The sequence below is a fragment of the Cellulomonas hominis genome, from assembly GCF_014201095.1.
Lineage (GTDB): Bacteria > Actinomycetota > Actinomycetes > Actinomycetales > Cellulomonadaceae > Cellulomonas > Cellulomonas hominis.
On record NZ_JACHDN010000001.1, the window covers coordinates 1,238,603 to 1,254,664 of the forward strand.

The window sequence follows — 16,062 nt, forward strand, 5'->3', positions numbered from 1 at the left end:
CGCCCTGCCGCCTGCCGGCCACGTCCGCCTCCCGTCACCCGTGCCTGCACCGCGCCGGGGTCGGGACCCCGGCGGCGCACGTCCGCCCAGCGTAGGGGGGACGCGGCACCGCCGGGGGCGGACCCGGCCGACCGCGCGGGTCAGCGGCCGCCGAGGCCGGTCGTGGCGACCGCCTTGACGATCTGCCGCTGGAACAGCATGAACAGCAGGATCAGCGGCAGCGCGGCGACCATCGCCGACGCCATGGTCTGCGCGTAGATCGTCCCGTAGGCGTTCTTCACCGTGGACAGCCCGACGGGCAGGGTCATGAGGTCGGGGTTGTTCGTCACGATGAACGGCCACAGGAAGTTGTTCCACGCGCCGATGAACACGAAGATCGCGACCGCCGTGACGATCGGCCGGGAGATGGGCATGACGATGGACCAGAACGTCCGCCAGTGCCCCGCCCCGTCCACCCGCGCCGCGTCCTCGATCTCCTGCGGGACCTCCTGGAAGAACTTGGTGAAGATGTAGACCATCACCGGCGCCACGAGCTGCGGCAGGATGATGCCCTGGTACGTGTCGACGGAGTTCATCCACTCCATCTGCCGGAACAGCGGCACGATGAGGATCTGGCCGGGCACGGCGATCAGGGCGATCGTCGCGGCGAACAGGGCCGTCTTCCCGCGGAACTTCGTCCGGGCGAACCCGTAGCCCGCCAGCGCGCAGACCGCGACCGTGAGGATCGTGACCGACCCGGCCACGAGCACGGTGTTCGCCATCCAGCGCGGCACCTCGCCCCGCTCGAACACGGTCCGGTAGTTCTCCAGCGTGAACCCGCCGTCCGGGAACCACTGCAGCGGCACGGACTGCGCCTGGGCCTCGCTCTTGAACGAGGTGTCGATCGCCCAGAGCAGCGGCAGCAGCCAGCTGACGGCCAGCACCACCAGCAGCAGGACGGACAGCACCGTCGCCACCCGGCTGCGACCCAGGACCAGGCTGCGCGTGCGGCGGTTCTCCTCCCGCCGCTCGGAGAACGTGCGACGGAAGCCCGTCGCGGTCGCGCCCGGGGCGCCGATCGTGTCAACGGCCACGGCCCTGCTCCTTCCGGCGAGCGGTGGTCAGCACCTGGAACCCCACGGCGACCACGATGATGAGCGCGAAGTAGATGTAGGACATGGCCGACGCGTAGCCCATCCGGTACCCGGTGAAGCCGGTGTCGTAGATGTACTGCAGGATCGGCCGCGTCGAGCCGTTCGGGCCGCTGCCGCCGTTGAAGGCGATGAACATCTGGTCGAACACCTTGAGCGACGCCAGCACCTGCAGCACGGTGATGAGCACCGTGGTGGCCCGCAGCTGCGGCAGCGTGATCGACCACAGCCGGCGCCAGGCGCCCGCGCCGTCCAGGGCCGCTGCCTCGTACATCTGGTCCGGGATGGCCTGCAGCGCCGACAGGTACAGCAGGAAGTTGAACCCGACCGTCCACCAGAGGGTCAGCAGCGCCATCGACCACATCGCGACGTTCGGGTCCGTCAGCCAGCCGACCTTCTCGAGGCCGAGCCGGTCGAGCCAGTAGTTGAAGAAGCCGATCTCGGGCTGGTAGAGCCACACCCAGATCTGGACGACGACGGCCACCGGCAGCATGAACGGGGCGAAGAACGCGAGCCGCCAGACCCACTGCCCCGGCAGGCCGGTGTACACGAGCAGGGCCATCGCGAGCGCGACGAGCACGAGCGGGATCGTGCTCATCAGCGTGAAGACCACGGTGTTGCCGAGGGTGGACCACATGGTGGCGTCGCCGAACGCCTCCGCGTAGTTGTCGAAGCCCACCCAGCCGCCGTTCCCCATGAGGGACTGCTCGGTGAAGCTCAGCCCCACGCCCCAGAGCGTCGGGACGACGAGGAACAGCACGGCGATGATGACGAACGGGATGACGAACGGCCAGCCGCTGCCCTCGCGGCGGCTGCGGCCGGACCGGGTCGGCCGGTCCGGGGTGCGCGGCGGCGCAGAGGAGGCCTGCGACTGGGACGGTGTCGTGACAGTGCTTCTCGGGGCCCCCGCGGGAGCGGGAGCGGAGCGAGCGATCTCGTGGGGTGAGTTCATGGCTGCGATCCCTCCGTCACGCCGGCGGCTTGGTCTGGAGGGCGGTGTCGAGCGCGGCGATCAGCCGGTCGACGGCGTCCTCGGGGGACGACTTGTCCAGCCAGGCGCCCTGGAGCGCCTCGCCGACGCGGGCCTGGAAGTCCGAGCCGGAGCCGGTGAACCACGCCTGCGGGTCGAACACGGCCTGCTCGCTCGCGACCGCGTAGTGCGACTGCGGCACCTTCTCCTTGTACGCGGCCGACGACGTCACCTCGCGGTTCGCCGGGATGTGCCCGCCGTCGGACCACAGCAGCGACTTGTTCAGCATCGCCGCGACCGTGGCGTACGCCGCCTCGCGTCGCGCCGGGTCGACGTTCACCTGGTGCGGCAGCACGAACACGTGCGAGTCGCCGTAGGTGGCCGGGCTGCCGAAGATCGTCGGCATCGGCTGCGCGTCCACGTCCACCCCGGCGGTGAGGAACGACTGCAGCTCCCAGTTGCCGTTGAAGCACATGCCCACGCGGCCGGTGGAGAAGTTCGCGACCGCCGACGGGTAGTCGGAGTTCGCGATCGCCACCGTGTCGTCCAGCCAGGACTGCACCCAGGCGACGGACTCGACCAGCGCGTCCCGGTCCACCCGCGCCTTCTCGCCCGGGGTGAGGACGACCTCCGAGCCGGTCTGCGCGTAGAGGCCCCAGAGCATCCGGGACATCTGCGCCCCGTCGCCCGTGTACCCGTACCCGACGCCCGCGTACCCCGTGACCTCGGCCATCGCGCGGCCCGCCTCGACGAACCCGTCCGGCGAGTCGATGCCCTGGAGCTTCCCGTCGGACCCGAGGATCCCCGCCTGGTCGGCGAGGCCCTTGTCGAAGAACAGCAGGAACGCGTGGAAGTCCAGCGGCACCGCCCAGAGCTGACCGTCGATCACCGCCCGGTCCCACAGCGCCGGCGGGAACAGGTCCTCCGTGATGCCGTGCTCGGCGAGGAGGTCCAGGTCCCACGGGTCGAGCACCCCGCCCGGCACCCAGCCGGCCACGCGGGTCAGGTGCATGACGGCCACGTCCGGCGACCGGCCGCCGACCGACGCCATGACGAGCTTCGTGTAGTACGGCGCCCCCCACGTGAGGACCACGGGGTCGATGCCGACCGCCGGGTTCTCCTGCTGCACCTCGGTCAGCATCTGCTGGAAGATGCCGCCGTCACCGCCGGTGAACAGGTGCCAGAGCTGGATGCGGGTCTGCGCCGACGACGCGTACGCGTCGGTCCCGCACCCGCTCAGGGCCCAGGCGCCGGCGAGGGCGCCGGCTCCTGCCACCGCTCCACGGAGCACGGACCTGCGGCTCAGCACCGCGTCGCCGGGCCCGCGACCTCCTGAGATCATCCTCGACCTCCCCCCGAAGACCGGTGCGCGCACCGGTGCTCTTCATCGTTGAAGAACTGTCCGGCAGTGAATCAGCGCGGTGCGCCCCCGTCAAGAGCTCGCGGGGCTCCCCGCGCGCGCCGGCCCTCGGGGTGCGGCGGGGCGGCGTGGCGGCGGGGTGGCGGGGCATGTGGCGGTCAGGCCGGCACGTCGCGAACCGCCCCCGGTGATCGCGAGCCGCCCCGCCGGCGCTCCCCGCCGGGCGCTCGCCGCCCCCGCACGCGCCGCCCCCGCGCCTGCCCCGGACGCAGGAGGGCCCGGCACCTCGTGGTGCCGGGCCCTCCCCGTACGACGCCGCCGGAGCGGCGGCCGTCACTTCTTGTTGCGGCGCTGGTGGCGCGTCTTCCGCAGCAGCTTGCGGTGCTTCTTCTTCGCCATGCGCTTGCGGCGCTTCTTGATGACGGAGCCCATGGGTCCTCACTCGCTTCCGGTGGCGAGCGCTCGGGCGTCCGCCAGTTCTGGTCGATCGACGCGCGGCACGACCAGCCGGAGAGGTCGGTCCGAGCTCGTCAGCCGGCCCCCGCGGAACGCCCACGCACGGGAAAGTCCGCCCCCTACCTTACGCGATGGACGAGGCCGCCCGCGACGCGCCGGTGCCACCGGCTGCCGGGACCCCTGCCGCGGCGGTCAGGAGGAGAGGCGACCGGACCGCGGGCCCTCGTCGCCGTCGGCGTCCGCCTCGAGGTCGAGGCGGGCGGTCGCGAGGTAGTGGTCGAGCGCGTCCTGCGGCACGCGGAACGAGCGGCCGACGCGCACGGCGGGCATCTCGCCGGAGTGCAGCAGGCGGTAGACGGTCATCTTCGAGACCCGCATGACCTCGGCGACCTCGGCGACGGTGAGGAACCGCACGCGCCCGGGTTGCTCGCTGGTCATGGCCGCTCTTCTCGTTCGTGCGCGCTCGGGGCGCGGGACTGGGACGGCAGGCGCCGCGCTGACACCCTAGAGCCTGGTGAGGCTCCTGTGAAAGGGGAGACGGGTGTGACCACCCGCGGGGGTGCGAAACGGCGCCGCCGTCAGTCGTGCAGGGGGTCGAGGCCCAGGTGCGGGAAGGCCGCGGCGCGGGTCGCGCGGATGGCGCGGTCCACGTCGTCGGCGGGGTCGAAGCCGTCCGACCAGGGGCGCCACGCCAGGTCGGCGCCGTCGGACATCGACCGGGGTCCCTCGCGGCCGTAGAGCTCCACGACCTGCGCGCGCCAGTCGTCGGGCATCCGGGTGGCGGGGTCGACGGGCCGGTGCGCGGCGATCGCGAGCAGGTGCGTCCAGGCGCGGGGCACGACGTCGACCACGGCGTACCCGCCGCCGCCGAGCGCGACCCAGCGTCCGGCGGCCACCTCGTGCGCCAGGTCGTGCAGCCACGCGGACGCGAGCCGCTCGGCGTCGACGGAGACGTCGAGGTTCGCGATCGGGTCCTCGACGTGCGCGTCGCAGCCGTGCTGGGTGACGAGCACCTGCGGCGCGAACGCCCGCAGCACGGGCGGCACGACCGCGTCGATGGCCCGCAGCCACGCGGCGTCCCGGGTGTGGGACGGCAGCGCGAGGTTGACGGCCGAGCCGGGGGCGGCTTCCCCGCCGGTCTCGTCGGGGAAGCCGGTGCCGGGGAACAGGGTGGCGCCGCTCTCGTGCACGGAGACCGTGAGCACCCGGGGGTCGTCCCAGAACGCGCGCTGCACCCCGTCGCCGTGGTGCGCGTCGATGTCGACGTACGCCACCCGCTCGGCCCCGGCGGCGAGCAGGGCCCGGATCGCCACGGCCGCGTCGTTGTACACGCAGAACCCGGACGCGGCGCCCGGCATGGCGTGGTGCATCCCGCCGGTGAGGTTCACGGCGTGCTCGGCGCGGCCCTCCCACACGGCGAGGGCGGACTCCCGGCTGCCGGCGACGATCCGGGCGGCCGCCTCGTGCATGTGCGGGAACACCGGGTCGTCCTCGGTGCCGATGCCGCGCGCCGGGTCGCCGGCCCCGCCGTCGGAGGCCCGGCGCACCGCCGCGACGTAGCCGGCCTCGTGCACGGTCTCGATCTGGAGGTCGGTCGCGGGGTCGGCGCCGACCACCTCGACGCCCGGCAGGTCGAGCAGCCCGAGCGACCGCGCGAGCCGCACCGTGAGGTCCAGCCGCAGGGGCGACATCGGGTGCCCGGGGCCGAAGTCGTAGTCGAGCAGCTCGGGCGTCCAGACGACACGCACCCGGCTGGTCATGCCCACACGGTAGCCCGCCCACCGGCCCCCGTCCGCCACCGGCCGCGCGACCGTGCCACAGTGGTGCCCGCGCGCGCCCGGGCAGGCGTGCGGGCGAGCGTCGGGAGGGCGGATGGCACGGGGACTCCCCCGGGTGATGTGGTCGGGGCGCGAAGCCGTCGACCGCCTGGCCCGGCAGTCACCCGCGCGGCTCGCGCTGGGCGTCTTCGCGTCGGTGATCGCGGTGTTCACGGCCCTGCTGTCGATGCCGTGGGCGACGTCGTCGGGCGAGCGCGCGCCGTTCCTGGACGCGCTGTTCACCGCGACGTCGGCCGTCTGCGTGACCGGCCTGGTCACCGTGGACACCGGCACGTACTGGTCGACCGCGGGGCAGGCCACGATCCTCGTCGGCATCAAGATCGGCGGCCTCGGCGTGATGACGCTGGCGTCGATCCTCGGCCTGGCGGTGTCCCGGCGGATCGGCCTGACCCAGAAGCTCCTGGTCACCTCGGAGACCAAGACGACGCGGCTCGGCGAGGTCGGCTCCCTGGTGCGGACCGTCATCGTCACCTCCACCCTGCTCGAGGTGGTCATCGCGCTGGTGCTGATCCCCCGGCTGCGGATGCTCGGCGACTCCTGGTCGGAGGCGGTCTGGCACGGGGTGTTCTACGCGATCTCGGCGTTCAACAACGCGGGCTTCATCCCGACCACCGAGGGCCTGGTGCCGTACGCGTCCGACTGGTGGGTGCTGCTGCCGATCATCATCGGGGTGTTCATCGGGTCGCTGGGCTTCCCGGTGATCCTCAACGTCGCCCGGACCTGGAGGCGCCCCAAGCGGTGGAGCCTGCACTCCAAGCTCACCGTGACGACCAGCGCGGTGCTCGTGGTCGTCGGGTCCGTGCTCGTGGCCGCCTTCGAGTGGACCAACCCGCGCACCCTCGGCGGCATCGGCCCGAGCGAGACGTTCCTCGCCGCGCTGTTCGCCGGCGTCATGCCGCGGTCGGGCGGGTTCTCGACCGTGGACATCGCCGACATGCACGAGGGCACCTGGCTGCTCAACGACGCGCTGATGTTCGTCGGCGGCGGCTCGGCGTCCACCGCCGGCGGCATCAAGGTGACGACCCTGGCCGTCATGCTGCTGGCGATCGTCGCGGAGGCCCGCGGCGACCGGGACGTCGAGGCGTACGGCCGCCGCATCCCCCGCGAGGCGCTGCAGGTCGCGATCGCGGTGTCCCTCGTCAGCGCGACGATCATCCTGGTCGCGTGCCTCTTGCTGCTCGCGATCACCGGGCTCACGCTGGACGTGGTCCTGTTCGAGGCGATCTCGGCGTTCGCCACCTGCGGGCTGTCGACCGGGCTGTCGTCCGACCCGGACGTGCCCGACGCCGCCAAGTACGTGCTCACCGTCCTGATGTTCATCGGCCGGACCGGCACGATGACGCTGGCCGCGGCCCTCGCGCTGCGCAGCCGTCGTCGGGTCATCCGGCTGCCCGAGGAGAGGCCGATCATTGGATGACCTGACCAAGACCGGTGCGACCGGCCTGCACCCGCTCGGCGGCGGCAGGACCCGCGACGCGGGCGCCCGCGAGGGCGGGAAGGCCCCGAAGCGGGACGCCGGCATCCTCGTCGTCGGGCTGGGCCGGTTCGGCTCGGCGATCGCCACCACCCTGGACCGGCTCGGCCAGGACGTGCTGGCCGTCGAGCGGGACCCCGACCTCGTCGCGCAGTGGACCGGCCGCATCCCGCTGGTGGAGGCGGACGCCGCGAACCCCGAGGCCCTGGAGCAGGTGGGTGCGCGCGAGTTCTCCGTCGCGGTGGTCGGCGTCGGGTCCTACCTGGAGGCGTCGGTGCTCATCACGGGCAACCTCGTCGACATGGGCACCCCGCAGATCTGGGCGAAGGCGATCAGCACCGAGCACGCCCGCATCCTGCAGCGGATCGGCGCGCACCACGTCGTGCTCCCCGAGGCCGACGCCGGCTCCCGGGTGGCGCACCTCGTGTCCGGCAAGATGCTCGACTACATCGAGGTCGAGGACGGGTTCACGATCGTCAAGATGAAGCCGCCGCGCGAGACCCAGGGCTTCACGATCGGGCAGTCCCGGATCCGGGAGCGGTACGGCGTGACGGTCATCGGCGTGAAGAGCCCCGGCATCGACTTCGTGTACGCGACGCCGGACACCCGGATCTCCGCGAACGACCTGCTGATCGTCTCCGGGCACGCGGATCTGCTCGAGCGGTTCGCCGCCCGGCCGTGAACCGCCGGGAGGGGCGCGCGGTCGTCGCGCCGCGGGACAGCCGGGCGCTGCTGCTGGACGCGCTGCGCCGGGCGGACGCGCTCACCCAGGTGGAGCTGGCGTCCGCGACCGCGCTGTCCCCGGGCACGGTGTCGGCGGCCGTCGCCGCGCTGGAGGCCGAGGGGCTGGTCCGGGTGGCCGCGACCACGCGGTCGGGCCGGCGGGCGCGGTCGGTGTCCCTGGCGACGCCCGGCGGCGTGCTCGCGGGCGTGCACTGCTACCTGGACGAGGCGCGCGTCGTGCTCGACCTCGGCGACGGCGTGCCGGTCGAGCGGACCGTCCCGCTGCCCGGGGGGCACCGCGCCGAGCGCGCCGTCCGGGAGGCCCGCGCGCTGCTGGACGACATGCTGCGCGCGACGGGCACCGACCCCGCCGCCGTGGCCGCCGTGGGCGTGGGGCTGCCGGCGCCCGTGGAGGTGCGCACGGGGCGCGTGGCGGGCTCGGGCGTGCGGTCCGGGTGGGGGCCGATGGTCGCGTCCCCCGGGCTGCTGGCGCCCGCGCCGGGCGTGCCGGTGGTGTTCGACAACGACGGCAACCTCGGCGCGCTCGCCGAGACCCGGCTCGGGGCCGGCCGGGGCCGCGGCACCGTCGTGCACGTCGCGCTCGGCGAGGGCGTGTCGGGCGGCATCGTCGTGGGCGGCGAGGTGGTGCACGGCCGCACCGGGACCGCCGGGGAGCTCGGGCACCTGACGATCGACCCGGACGGCCCGGTCTGCTCGTGCGGCAACCGCGGCTGCCTGCAGGTCTACGCGGGGTCGACGGCCGTGCTGGACCTGCTGCTCGCCAGCCACGGGCCGATGTCGGTCGCCGACGTCCTGGACCGCGCCGCGGACGGCGACCCCGGGTGCCGGCGCGTGCTCTCGGACGTCGGGCGGCACCTCGGGACCGCGCTCGCGTCGGTGTGCACGGTGCTCGACCCGGACGTGCTCGTCGTCGGCGGCGTGCTCGCCGCGGCGGGGGACCTGCTGCTCGTCCCGCTGCGCGAGGTGCTGGCCGAGCGGACCGCCGTGACGTCGGGCGCGGTGGTCGACGTGGTGGCCGGGGCCCTCGGCGCCGCGGCACCCGCCCGCGGGGCGCTGCTGCTGGCCCGCGACGCCGTGCTGACGGGGGCCGGCAGCACCGGCTGAACCGGCGGTGAGGTCCGACACAAGGGCTCAGTTCCCGCCCCCGGATGCCGATAATCCGCGCGTGGGACCATCTCCGTCGGAGGTGGCGCAGGCCGGGAGCGGGAGGTGCCAGGTGTCCGCTCCGCTGACCGCCGGGTCGCCCCTGCCGGCGCCCCGCGACGGCGACGCGCCCGCGGTCCCGACGCCCCCCGACGACACGCACGGGCTCGGGCGCCGGCTCGACGCCCTCGAGCGACTCGGGGCCGTCGCCGCCGACCCGGAGCCGCGGTTCGACCGCGTGGTCCGGCTCGCCCGCCAGCTGTTCGACGTCCCGGCCGCGACGGTCTCGCTCATCGGCGCCGGCGACGTCCACGGCGGCGCCACCTCCGTCCTCGAGGACCGCGGCCCCGAGGCGCGGCTGCGGTTCTACGCCGAGCACCCCCTGGTCGGCCAGGACGGCCGCGTGCTGGGCACCCTGTGCATCGCGGACACCCGGCCCCGGCGGTTCACCGCCGACCAGGGCGCGCTGCTGCGCGACCTCGCGGCGTGGGTGGCCAAGGAGCTGAGCGTCGACGCCGAGCTCGACCGCGCGCAGCAGGTGCAGATGGGCCTGCTCCCCCGCGAGACGCCGGTGGTGCCGGGCTACCAGCTCGCCGGGTCGGTGCTGCCGAGCCGGACCGTGGGCGGCGACTTCTACGACTGGTACGGCGCCGGGGACGGCCTCGTGCTCACCCTCGCCGACGTCATGGGCAAGGGGCCGGCCGCCGCCATCCTCGCGGCCGCCGTGCGCGCGGTGCTGCGCGGGTCGGCCCAGGGCGAGGGCGTCGACCGGGCCATGCTGCACGCCGGCGCGGTGCTGCACGCCGACCTGTCCGACTCCGGGCTGTTCGCGACCGCCTTCCACGCCCGGCTGGACCCCGCGACCGGCGGCGTCACGTACGCGGACGCGGGGCACGGCCTGACGCTCGTGGTCCGCGCGGACGGCGGCTGGGAGCGGCTCGACGCGCTGGGGCTGCCGCTCGGCGTCACCGACGAGGCCACGCGGGCGCTCGGGGAGACGCACCTCGGACCCGGCGACCTGCTCGTGACGTTCAGCGACGGGGTGCTCGACCTGTTCGACGGCTCGCTGCGCTGCGTCCCGCTGATCGCCGGGGAGTTGCTGGACTGCCCCTCCGCCGAGGAGGCGGTGCAGCGCATCCTGCGCCTCGCGGCGGTGGCGGACCCCCGCCCGGACGACATCACGGTCGTCGCCCTGCGCCGCACCCCCTGACCCCCGGTCCCCCGCCCCCCCGGCCGCCCGGCCCCCGGCCCGCGCTCGTGCGCTCGACCGGTCGCCGAGTGGAGGGGTCTGCCCGACACGCGCGGCGAGTCGCGCCGGAAACCTCCACTCGGCGGCCGTGGTGGGGCGCGCGAGCGGCCGGACGCGCGGGCGCGGTCAGCCGCGCGGGCGCGGTCAGCCGCGCGGGCGCGCGGTCGGGGCCCGCGCGCGGGCTCGCGCGTCGTGCGGCACCGCGCGCGGCCGGGGCGCCGCGCGCGCCCGGCCTGCCTACAGTGGCCGGGTGACAGAGGTGCGGCGGGTCGGGGCGGACGCGGCGGTCGGCGACTGCGGCCTGTACACCGGCGGGCACCGCGTGCCGGGGCGGGTGCCGCTGGTGCAGGCCGGGCGGGCGGCGCGCGACACGGCCGGCTACGTCTGGATCGGCCTGCGGGAGCCGACGGACGCCGACATCGCCGAGGTCGCCGAGCAGTTCCGGCTGCCGACCCTCGCCGTCGAGGACGCCGTGCACGCCCACCAGCGCCCCAAGCTCGAGGTGTACGACGACGTCGTGTTCGCGGTGCTCAAGCCCGTACGGTACGTCGACCACGTCGAGGTCGTGGAGATCACCGAGATCGCCATGTTCCTGCGCCCGCACGCCGTGGTGTCGGTGCGGCACGGCGAGGGCGGGGTGCTGCGCCAGGTGCGCGCGGAGCTCGACGCGGGCGTGCCGGACGAGCTCGACTTCGGGTCCGCCGGGGTGCTCTACCGGACGGCCGACCGCGTGGTGGACGCCTACGAGACCGCGCTCGAGCACATCGACCTGGACGTCGACGACATCGAGCGGCTGGTGTTCGGCCCGGGCGAGGACGACCACGCCGAGCGGATCTACAAGCTCAAGCAGGAGGTCGCCGAGTTCCGCCGGGCGATGCTGCCCCTGCAGCGCCCGCTGGAGCGCCTGGCCGGCGGCGAGGTCCCGCACGTGCCGGGTGCCGCGGAGCCGTACTTCCGCGACGTGCTCGACCACCTGCTGCGCGCGGCCGACGCGATCGAGGTCATCGACCGGCAGCTCACCGACGTGCTCCAGGCGAACACCGCGCGGGTCACGACGGGCCAGAGCCGCGTGGCCCTGCGGCAGAACGAGGACATGCGGAAGATCTCGGCCTGGGCGGCCATCGCGCTGGTGCCGACCGCCGTCGCCGGGATCTACGGGATGAACTTCGAGCACATGCCCGAGCTCGGCACCCGGTACGGCTACTTCGTGGTCCTGGCGGTGATCGCGGGCGCCTGCGTCGGCCTGCACCGGGCGTTCAAGCGCAACCGCTGGCTGTAGCCCGGACGCAGCGGATCCACCCGTACCGGCACGCCTCGGCGTGCCCGTACGAGTGGATCCACTCGAGCCGGTGGCTCAGCGAGCGGCGCCCGCGCGGCGCTTGTTGAAGATGTCGAACGCGACGGCCAGCAGGAGCACGAGGCCCTTGACGATCTGCTGGGTCGACTGCGGGACACCCATGAGCTGCATGCCGTTCGACATGACGGCCATGATCAGGCCACCGACCATGGCGCCGGTCACGCGGCCGACACCGCCGGTCGTCGACGCGCCGCCGATGAAGCAGGCGGCGATGGCGTCGAGCTCGAACATGTTGCCGGCACCCGGCTGGGCGCCGTTGGCGCGGGACGAGTAGATCGCGCCCGCGACACCGGCCAGGAATCCCATGTTGACGAAGATCCAGAAGTTGACCTGCTTGACCTTCACGCCGGACAGCTGCGCGGCGTTGAGGTTGCCGCCGATGGCGTACACGTGGCGGCCGAACACCGTGCGGTTGGTGACGATGTTGTAGGCCAGGATCAGCACCGCGAGGATGATCAGCACGATCGGCAGGCCGCGGGAGTGCGCGAGCTGCCAGGCGAAGGCCATGACGACCGCGGCGACCAGGACGAGGCGGAGCACGAACAGCGGCATGGCCTCGACGGCCTGCTGGTACTTGATGCGGCCCATGCGGGACCGCCACGAGCTGAACGCGAAGGCGACCACGGCCAGCGCCGCGACGACCAGCGTGAACACGTCGTAGCCCGGGCCGCCGAGCAGCCCGTTGAGGAAGCCGCCGGCGACCTGCTGGTACTCCCGCGGGAACGGCGACAGCGAGACGTTGTTCAGCACCTGCAGCGTGAGGCCGCGGAACAGGAGCATGCCCGCCAGGGTCACGATGAACGCCGGGATCCCGACGTACGCGACCCAGAAGCCCTGCCAGGCGCCGACCACCAGGCCGACGACCAGCGCGGCGAGGATGCCGAGCCACCACGACTGGCTGTTCTTGATCACGATGATCGCGGAGACCGCCCCGGTGAGCGCCACCACGGACCCGACCGACAGGTCGATGTGCCCGCCGATGATGACGATCACCATGCCGATCGCGAGGATCAGGATGTAGGAGTACTGCAGCAGGATGTTCGTGACGTTGTTCGGCGACAGCAGCAGCCCGTCCGTGAGGACGGCGAACAGTCCGATGATCGCGACGAACGCGATGTAGATACCACTTGTCCGCAGGTTCTTCGTGAAGATGTCCCGCAGGCCCTCGACCGCCGTCATCGAACCGTGTCCCTTTCCTTCGTCATGAGCTCCATCAGCCGTTCCTGCGTCGCGTCGGCGCGAGGCAGCACACCCGTGATCCGGCCGAACGCGAGCGTGTAGATCCGGTCGCAGATGCCGAGCAGCTCGGGCAGCTCGGAGGAGATGACCACGACGGCCTTCCCGGAGTCCGCGAGCTTGTTGATGATGGTGTAGATCTCGTACTTGGCACCGACGTCGATGCCGCGGGTCGGCTCGTCCAGGATCAGGACCTCGGGGTCCGTGTAGATCCACTTGGACAGGACGACCTTCTGCTGGTTGCCGCCCGACAGCTTGCCCGCGAGGGCCATGACCGTCGGCGCCTTGATGTTCATGGACCGCCGGTACTCCTCGGCGACCTTGATCTCCTCGTTGCCGTTCACCCAGCCGGCCTTGGACAGCTTGCCCAGCCCGGCGGCGGAGATGTTGCGGCGGATGTCCTCGATGAGGTTGAGGCCGTAGGTCTTGCGGTCCTCGGTGGCGTACGCGAGGCCGTGGTCGATGGCCTCCGACACGGAGCGGGTGGAGATCTCCTTGCCGTGCAGGTACACCTTGCCGGAGATGTTGCGGCCGTAGGAGCGGCCGAAGATGCTCATCGCGAGCTCGGTGCGCCCCGCGCCCATGAGGCCTGCGATGCCGACGATCTCGCCGGCCTTGACCTCGAAGGACGCGCCGTCGACGACCACGCGGCCCGGCTGCGTCGGGTGCTCCACGTGCCAGTCCTCGACCCGGAACACCTCCTCGCCGACGTGCGACACGTGCTCGGGGTACCGGTGCTCGAGGTCGCGGCCGACCATGCCCTTGATGATCCGCTCCTGGGTCACCTCGTCGGCGACCATGTCGAGCGTCTCGATGGTCCTGCCGTCGCGGATGATCGTGGTGGAGTCGGCGATCTCGGCGATCTCGTTGAGCTTGTGGGAGATCATGATCGACGTGATGCCCTGCGCCTTGAGCTGGCGGAGCAGGCCCAGCAGGTGCTCGGAGTCCGAGTCGTTCAGGGCGGCCGTGGGCTCGTCGAGGATGAGCAGCTTGACCTCCTTGGAGAGCGCCTTGGCGATCTCCACGAGCTGCTGCTTGCCGACGCCCAGCTGGCCGATCGGGGTGACCGGGTTCTCGTCCAGGCCGACCCGGGCCAGCAGCGCGGCCGCCTCGGAGTTCGCCTGGTTCCAGTCGATGAAGCCGCGGCGCTCCCGCTCGTTGCCGAGGAAGATGTTCTCCGCGACGGAGAGGTAGGGCACCAGGGCGAGCTCCTGGTGGATGATCACGATCCCCTTGGCCTCGGAGTCGTTGATCGAGCCGAACTCGACCGTCTCCCCCTCGAAGCGGATCTCCCCGTCGTAGGTGCCGTGCGGGTACACGCCCGACAGGACCTTCATCAGGGTGGACTTGCCTGCCCCGTTCTCCCCGCAGATCGCGTGGATCTCCCCCCGCGTGACGTTCAGGTTGACGTCCTGCAGAGCCTTGACCCCGGGAAAGGTCTTGGTGATGGAGTGCATTTCCAGGATGTGGTCGCTCATGCGGCCTCGACCGTCCTCGTTCGTCGGGCGATGGATCTCCGCCGCGGGACCGGCCGGCACGCGCGGTGCCGGCCGGTCCTGCGGGGGTGGCGCGGGGGTCAGGCGATCAGGCCTGGCCGCTCGCGACCTGCTCCTCGGTCCAGTAGCCCGAGTCGATCAGCAGCGACTGGATGTTGTTCGCGTAGACGATGTCCGACTCCAGGAGGTAGGACGGGACGACCTTGACGCCGTTCTCGTACGTCTCGGTGTCGTTCGCCTCGGGCTCCTCGCCGGCGAGGAACGCCTGCGCGGAGACCACGGCCTGCTCGGCGAGCTTGCGGGTGTCCTTGAAGATCGTCGAGAACTGCACGCCGTCGTTGATGAGCTTGACGGAGGCGATCTCGGCGTCCTGGCCGGTCACGATCGGCAGGCCGGCGTCGATGCCCGGGCCGTAGCCGGCGTTCTGCAGCGCGGTGATGATGCCGCGGGAGATGCCGTCGTAGGGCGACAGCACGCCGTCGACCTTGGAGCCGTCCGCGTACGTGGAGGTCAGCAGGTCCTCCATGCGCTTCTGGGCGGTCTCCTGCAGCCAGCGGAGCGTGGCGACCTGCTCGATGTCGGTCTGGCCCGACTTCACGACGATGGTGCCCTCGTCGATGTACGGCTGGAGCGTGTCCATGGCGCCGTCGAAGAAGAAGTGGGCGTTGTTGTCGTCCAGCGAGCCGGCGAACAGCTCGACGTTGAACGGGCCGGTGGCGTCGCCGTCCGTGCCGTCCTCGTTGAGCAGGCCGAGGCCCACGAGCAGCGAGGTGGCCTGCTGGACACCGACGTTGTAGTTGTCGAACGTGACGTAGAAGTCGACGTTCTCGGTGTCGCGGATCAGGCGGTCGTAGGCGATGACCGGGATGCCCGCGTCGGCGGCGGACTGCAGCTGGTTGGCCAGCGCGGTGCCGTCGATGGACGCGACGATCAGCAGGTCGACGCCCTTCGTGATCATCTGCTCGATCTGCTGCGACTGCGTCGGGATGTCGTCGGCCGCGTACTGCAGGTCGACCGAGTACCCGAGGTCCTCGAGCTGGCTCTTCACGGCGTTGCCGTCGGCGATCCAGCGCTCCGAGGTCTCGGTCGGCATCGCGACGCCGATCGTCTGGTCGCTGGGCTCCGCGGTGGTGCCGCCCTCCTCGCCGCTGCTGCTGCCGGCGCCACCGCCGGAGCACGCCGCGAGGGCGAGCGCGAGAACGCCGCCCAGAGCCGCGAACCGGATGCTCTTCATGTCCTTCTCCTCCTCGAGAGGGTTGCTGACCTCGTCGTCTGCGGGCACGCACAGCGTCGTCGCCCGTCCCTGCCCTGCGCCGCGCGGTGGGGTACGTCCCCCGCCGCCGGCGAGCACGTGCACACTCTCCCGGGCTTGAGTTCAGGAAGTCAAGCCAAGGGTTCGGCTCGCAGGTTGCAGAAGCGTAACGGTCCGCAACGGTCCGGTCACGACGTCCATCTCTGCAGGTCAACGAGGTTGTGCGCGCTCACATCCCATGTCTTCCCGGCACGGTGACGCGTCACCCGTCTGCCGATTCTGGGTTCGACCACCAAACTCAACACGGACGCATGCCGCCGCGCCAGGCTCAGGGACGCGCCGGAGCCGCCCCCACGT

14 protein-coding genes are annotated in these 16,062 nt (G+C 72.5%); 5 read left to right on the plus strand and 9 right to left on the minus strand.

The window, feature by feature from the left end:
* Positions 1–140: 140 nt before the first annotated feature.
* From HNR08_RS05775 to HNR08_RS05800, 6 genes are all read right to left on the minus strand, one after another.
* Positions 141–1,073: a carbohydrate ABC transporter permease gene (locus HNR08_RS05775; protein WP_246802928.1), complete on the minus strand. Its 933-nt coding sequence runs from the start codon at positions 1,071–1,073 to the stop codon at positions 141–143.
* Positions 1,063–2,082: a carbohydrate ABC transporter permease gene (locus HNR08_RS05780; RefSeq protein WP_146833841.1), complete on the minus strand. Its 1,020-nt coding sequence runs from the start codon at positions 2,080–2,082 to the stop codon at positions 1,063–1,065. The genes HNR08_RS05775 and HNR08_RS05780 overlap by 11 nt, the downstream gene beginning before the upstream one ends.
* A 16-nt stretch (positions 2,083–2,098) precedes the next feature.
* On the minus strand, positions 2,099–3,376 hold the full coding sequence (locus HNR08_RS05785) for an extracellular solute-binding protein (RefSeq protein WP_183834833.1): 1,278 nt from the start codon (positions 3,374–3,376) through the stop codon (positions 2,099–2,101).
* A gap of 417 nt (positions 3,377–3,793) precedes the next feature.
* Positions 3,794–3,892 carry a 30S ribosomal protein bS22 gene (locus HNR08_RS05790; RefSeq protein ID WP_003792170.1) on the minus strand — a complete coding sequence of 33 codons (99 nt, stop codon included), beginning with the start codon at positions 3,890–3,892 and terminating at the stop codon, positions 3,794–3,796.
* 216 nt (positions 3,893–4,108) lie between these two features.
* Entirely contained in the window at positions 4,109–4,354 is a 246-nt protein-coding gene (locus tag HNR08_RS05795) for a helix-turn-helix domain-containing protein (protein ID WP_146833835.1), read from the minus strand.
* A gap of 140 nt (positions 4,355–4,494) precedes the next feature.
* Positions 4,495–5,676: an acetoin utilization protein AcuC gene (locus HNR08_RS05800; protein WP_146833832.1), complete on the minus strand. Its 1,182-nt coding sequence runs from the start codon at positions 5,674–5,676 to the stop codon at positions 4,495–4,497.
* 112 nt (positions 5,677–5,788) lie between these two features.
* On the opposite strand from HNR08_RS05800, the gene HNR08_RS05805 reads away from it, so the two are divergent.
* The 5 genes from HNR08_RS05805 (at position 5,789) to HNR08_RS05825 (ending at position 11,643) form a co-directional block, all read left to right on the plus strand.
* On the plus strand, positions 5,789–7,171 hold the full coding sequence (locus tag HNR08_RS05805; protein ID WP_146833829.1) for a TrkH family potassium uptake protein: 1,383 nt from the start codon (positions 5,789–5,791) through the stop codon (positions 7,169–7,171).
* A 103-nt stretch (positions 7,172–7,274) separates the two neighbouring features.
* Positions 7,275–7,910, plus strand: a complete 636-nt coding sequence (locus HNR08_RS05810; RefSeq protein WP_246802934.1) for a potassium channel family protein — start codon at positions 7,275–7,277, stop codon at positions 7,908–7,910.
* On the plus strand, positions 7,907–9,076 hold the full coding sequence (locus tag HNR08_RS05815) for an ROK family transcriptional regulator (protein ID WP_146833826.1): 1,170 nt from the start codon (positions 7,907–7,909) through the stop codon (positions 9,074–9,076). The genes HNR08_RS05810 and HNR08_RS05815 overlap by 4 nt, the downstream gene beginning before the upstream one ends.
* Positions 9,077–9,188: 112 nt before the next feature.
* Entirely contained in the window at positions 9,189–10,325 is a 1,137-nt protein-coding gene (locus HNR08_RS05820; protein WP_246802927.1) for a PP2C family protein-serine/threonine phosphatase, read from the plus strand.
* Between the two features lie 289 nt (positions 10,326–10,614).
* Positions 10,615–11,643 (plus strand): magnesium and cobalt transport protein CorA, encoded by a 1,029-nt coding sequence (locus HNR08_RS05825; protein ID WP_210737216.1) that lies wholly within the window; start codon positions 10,615–10,617, stop codon positions 11,641–11,643.
* Between the two features lie 75 nt (positions 11,644–11,718).
* Here HNR08_RS05825 and mmsB read toward each other — a convergent pair whose 3' ends face one another.
* The 3 genes from mmsB to chvE form a co-directional block, all read right to left on the minus strand.
* Complete coding sequence (gene mmsB / locus HNR08_RS05830) at positions 11,719–12,900, minus strand: multiple monosaccharide ABC transporter permease (protein ID WP_146833824.1); 1,182 nt, start codon at positions 12,898–12,900, stop codon at positions 11,719–11,721.
* Positions 12,897–14,435, minus strand: coding sequence for a multiple monosaccharide ABC transporter ATP-binding protein (gene mmsA, locus HNR08_RS05835; protein ID WP_146833821.1), 1,539 nt, complete (start codon positions 14,433–14,435; stop codon positions 12,897–12,899). The genes mmsB and mmsA overlap by 4 nt, the downstream gene beginning before the upstream one ends.
* A 106-nt stretch (positions 14,436–14,541) precedes the next feature.
* Positions 14,542–15,687 carry a multiple monosaccharide ABC transporter substrate-binding protein gene (gene chvE / locus HNR08_RS05840; protein ID WP_146833988.1) on the minus strand — a complete coding sequence of 382 codons (1,146 nt, stop codon included), beginning with the start codon at positions 15,685–15,687 and terminating at the stop codon, positions 14,542–14,544.
* Positions 15,688–16,062: the final 375 nt, after the last annotated feature.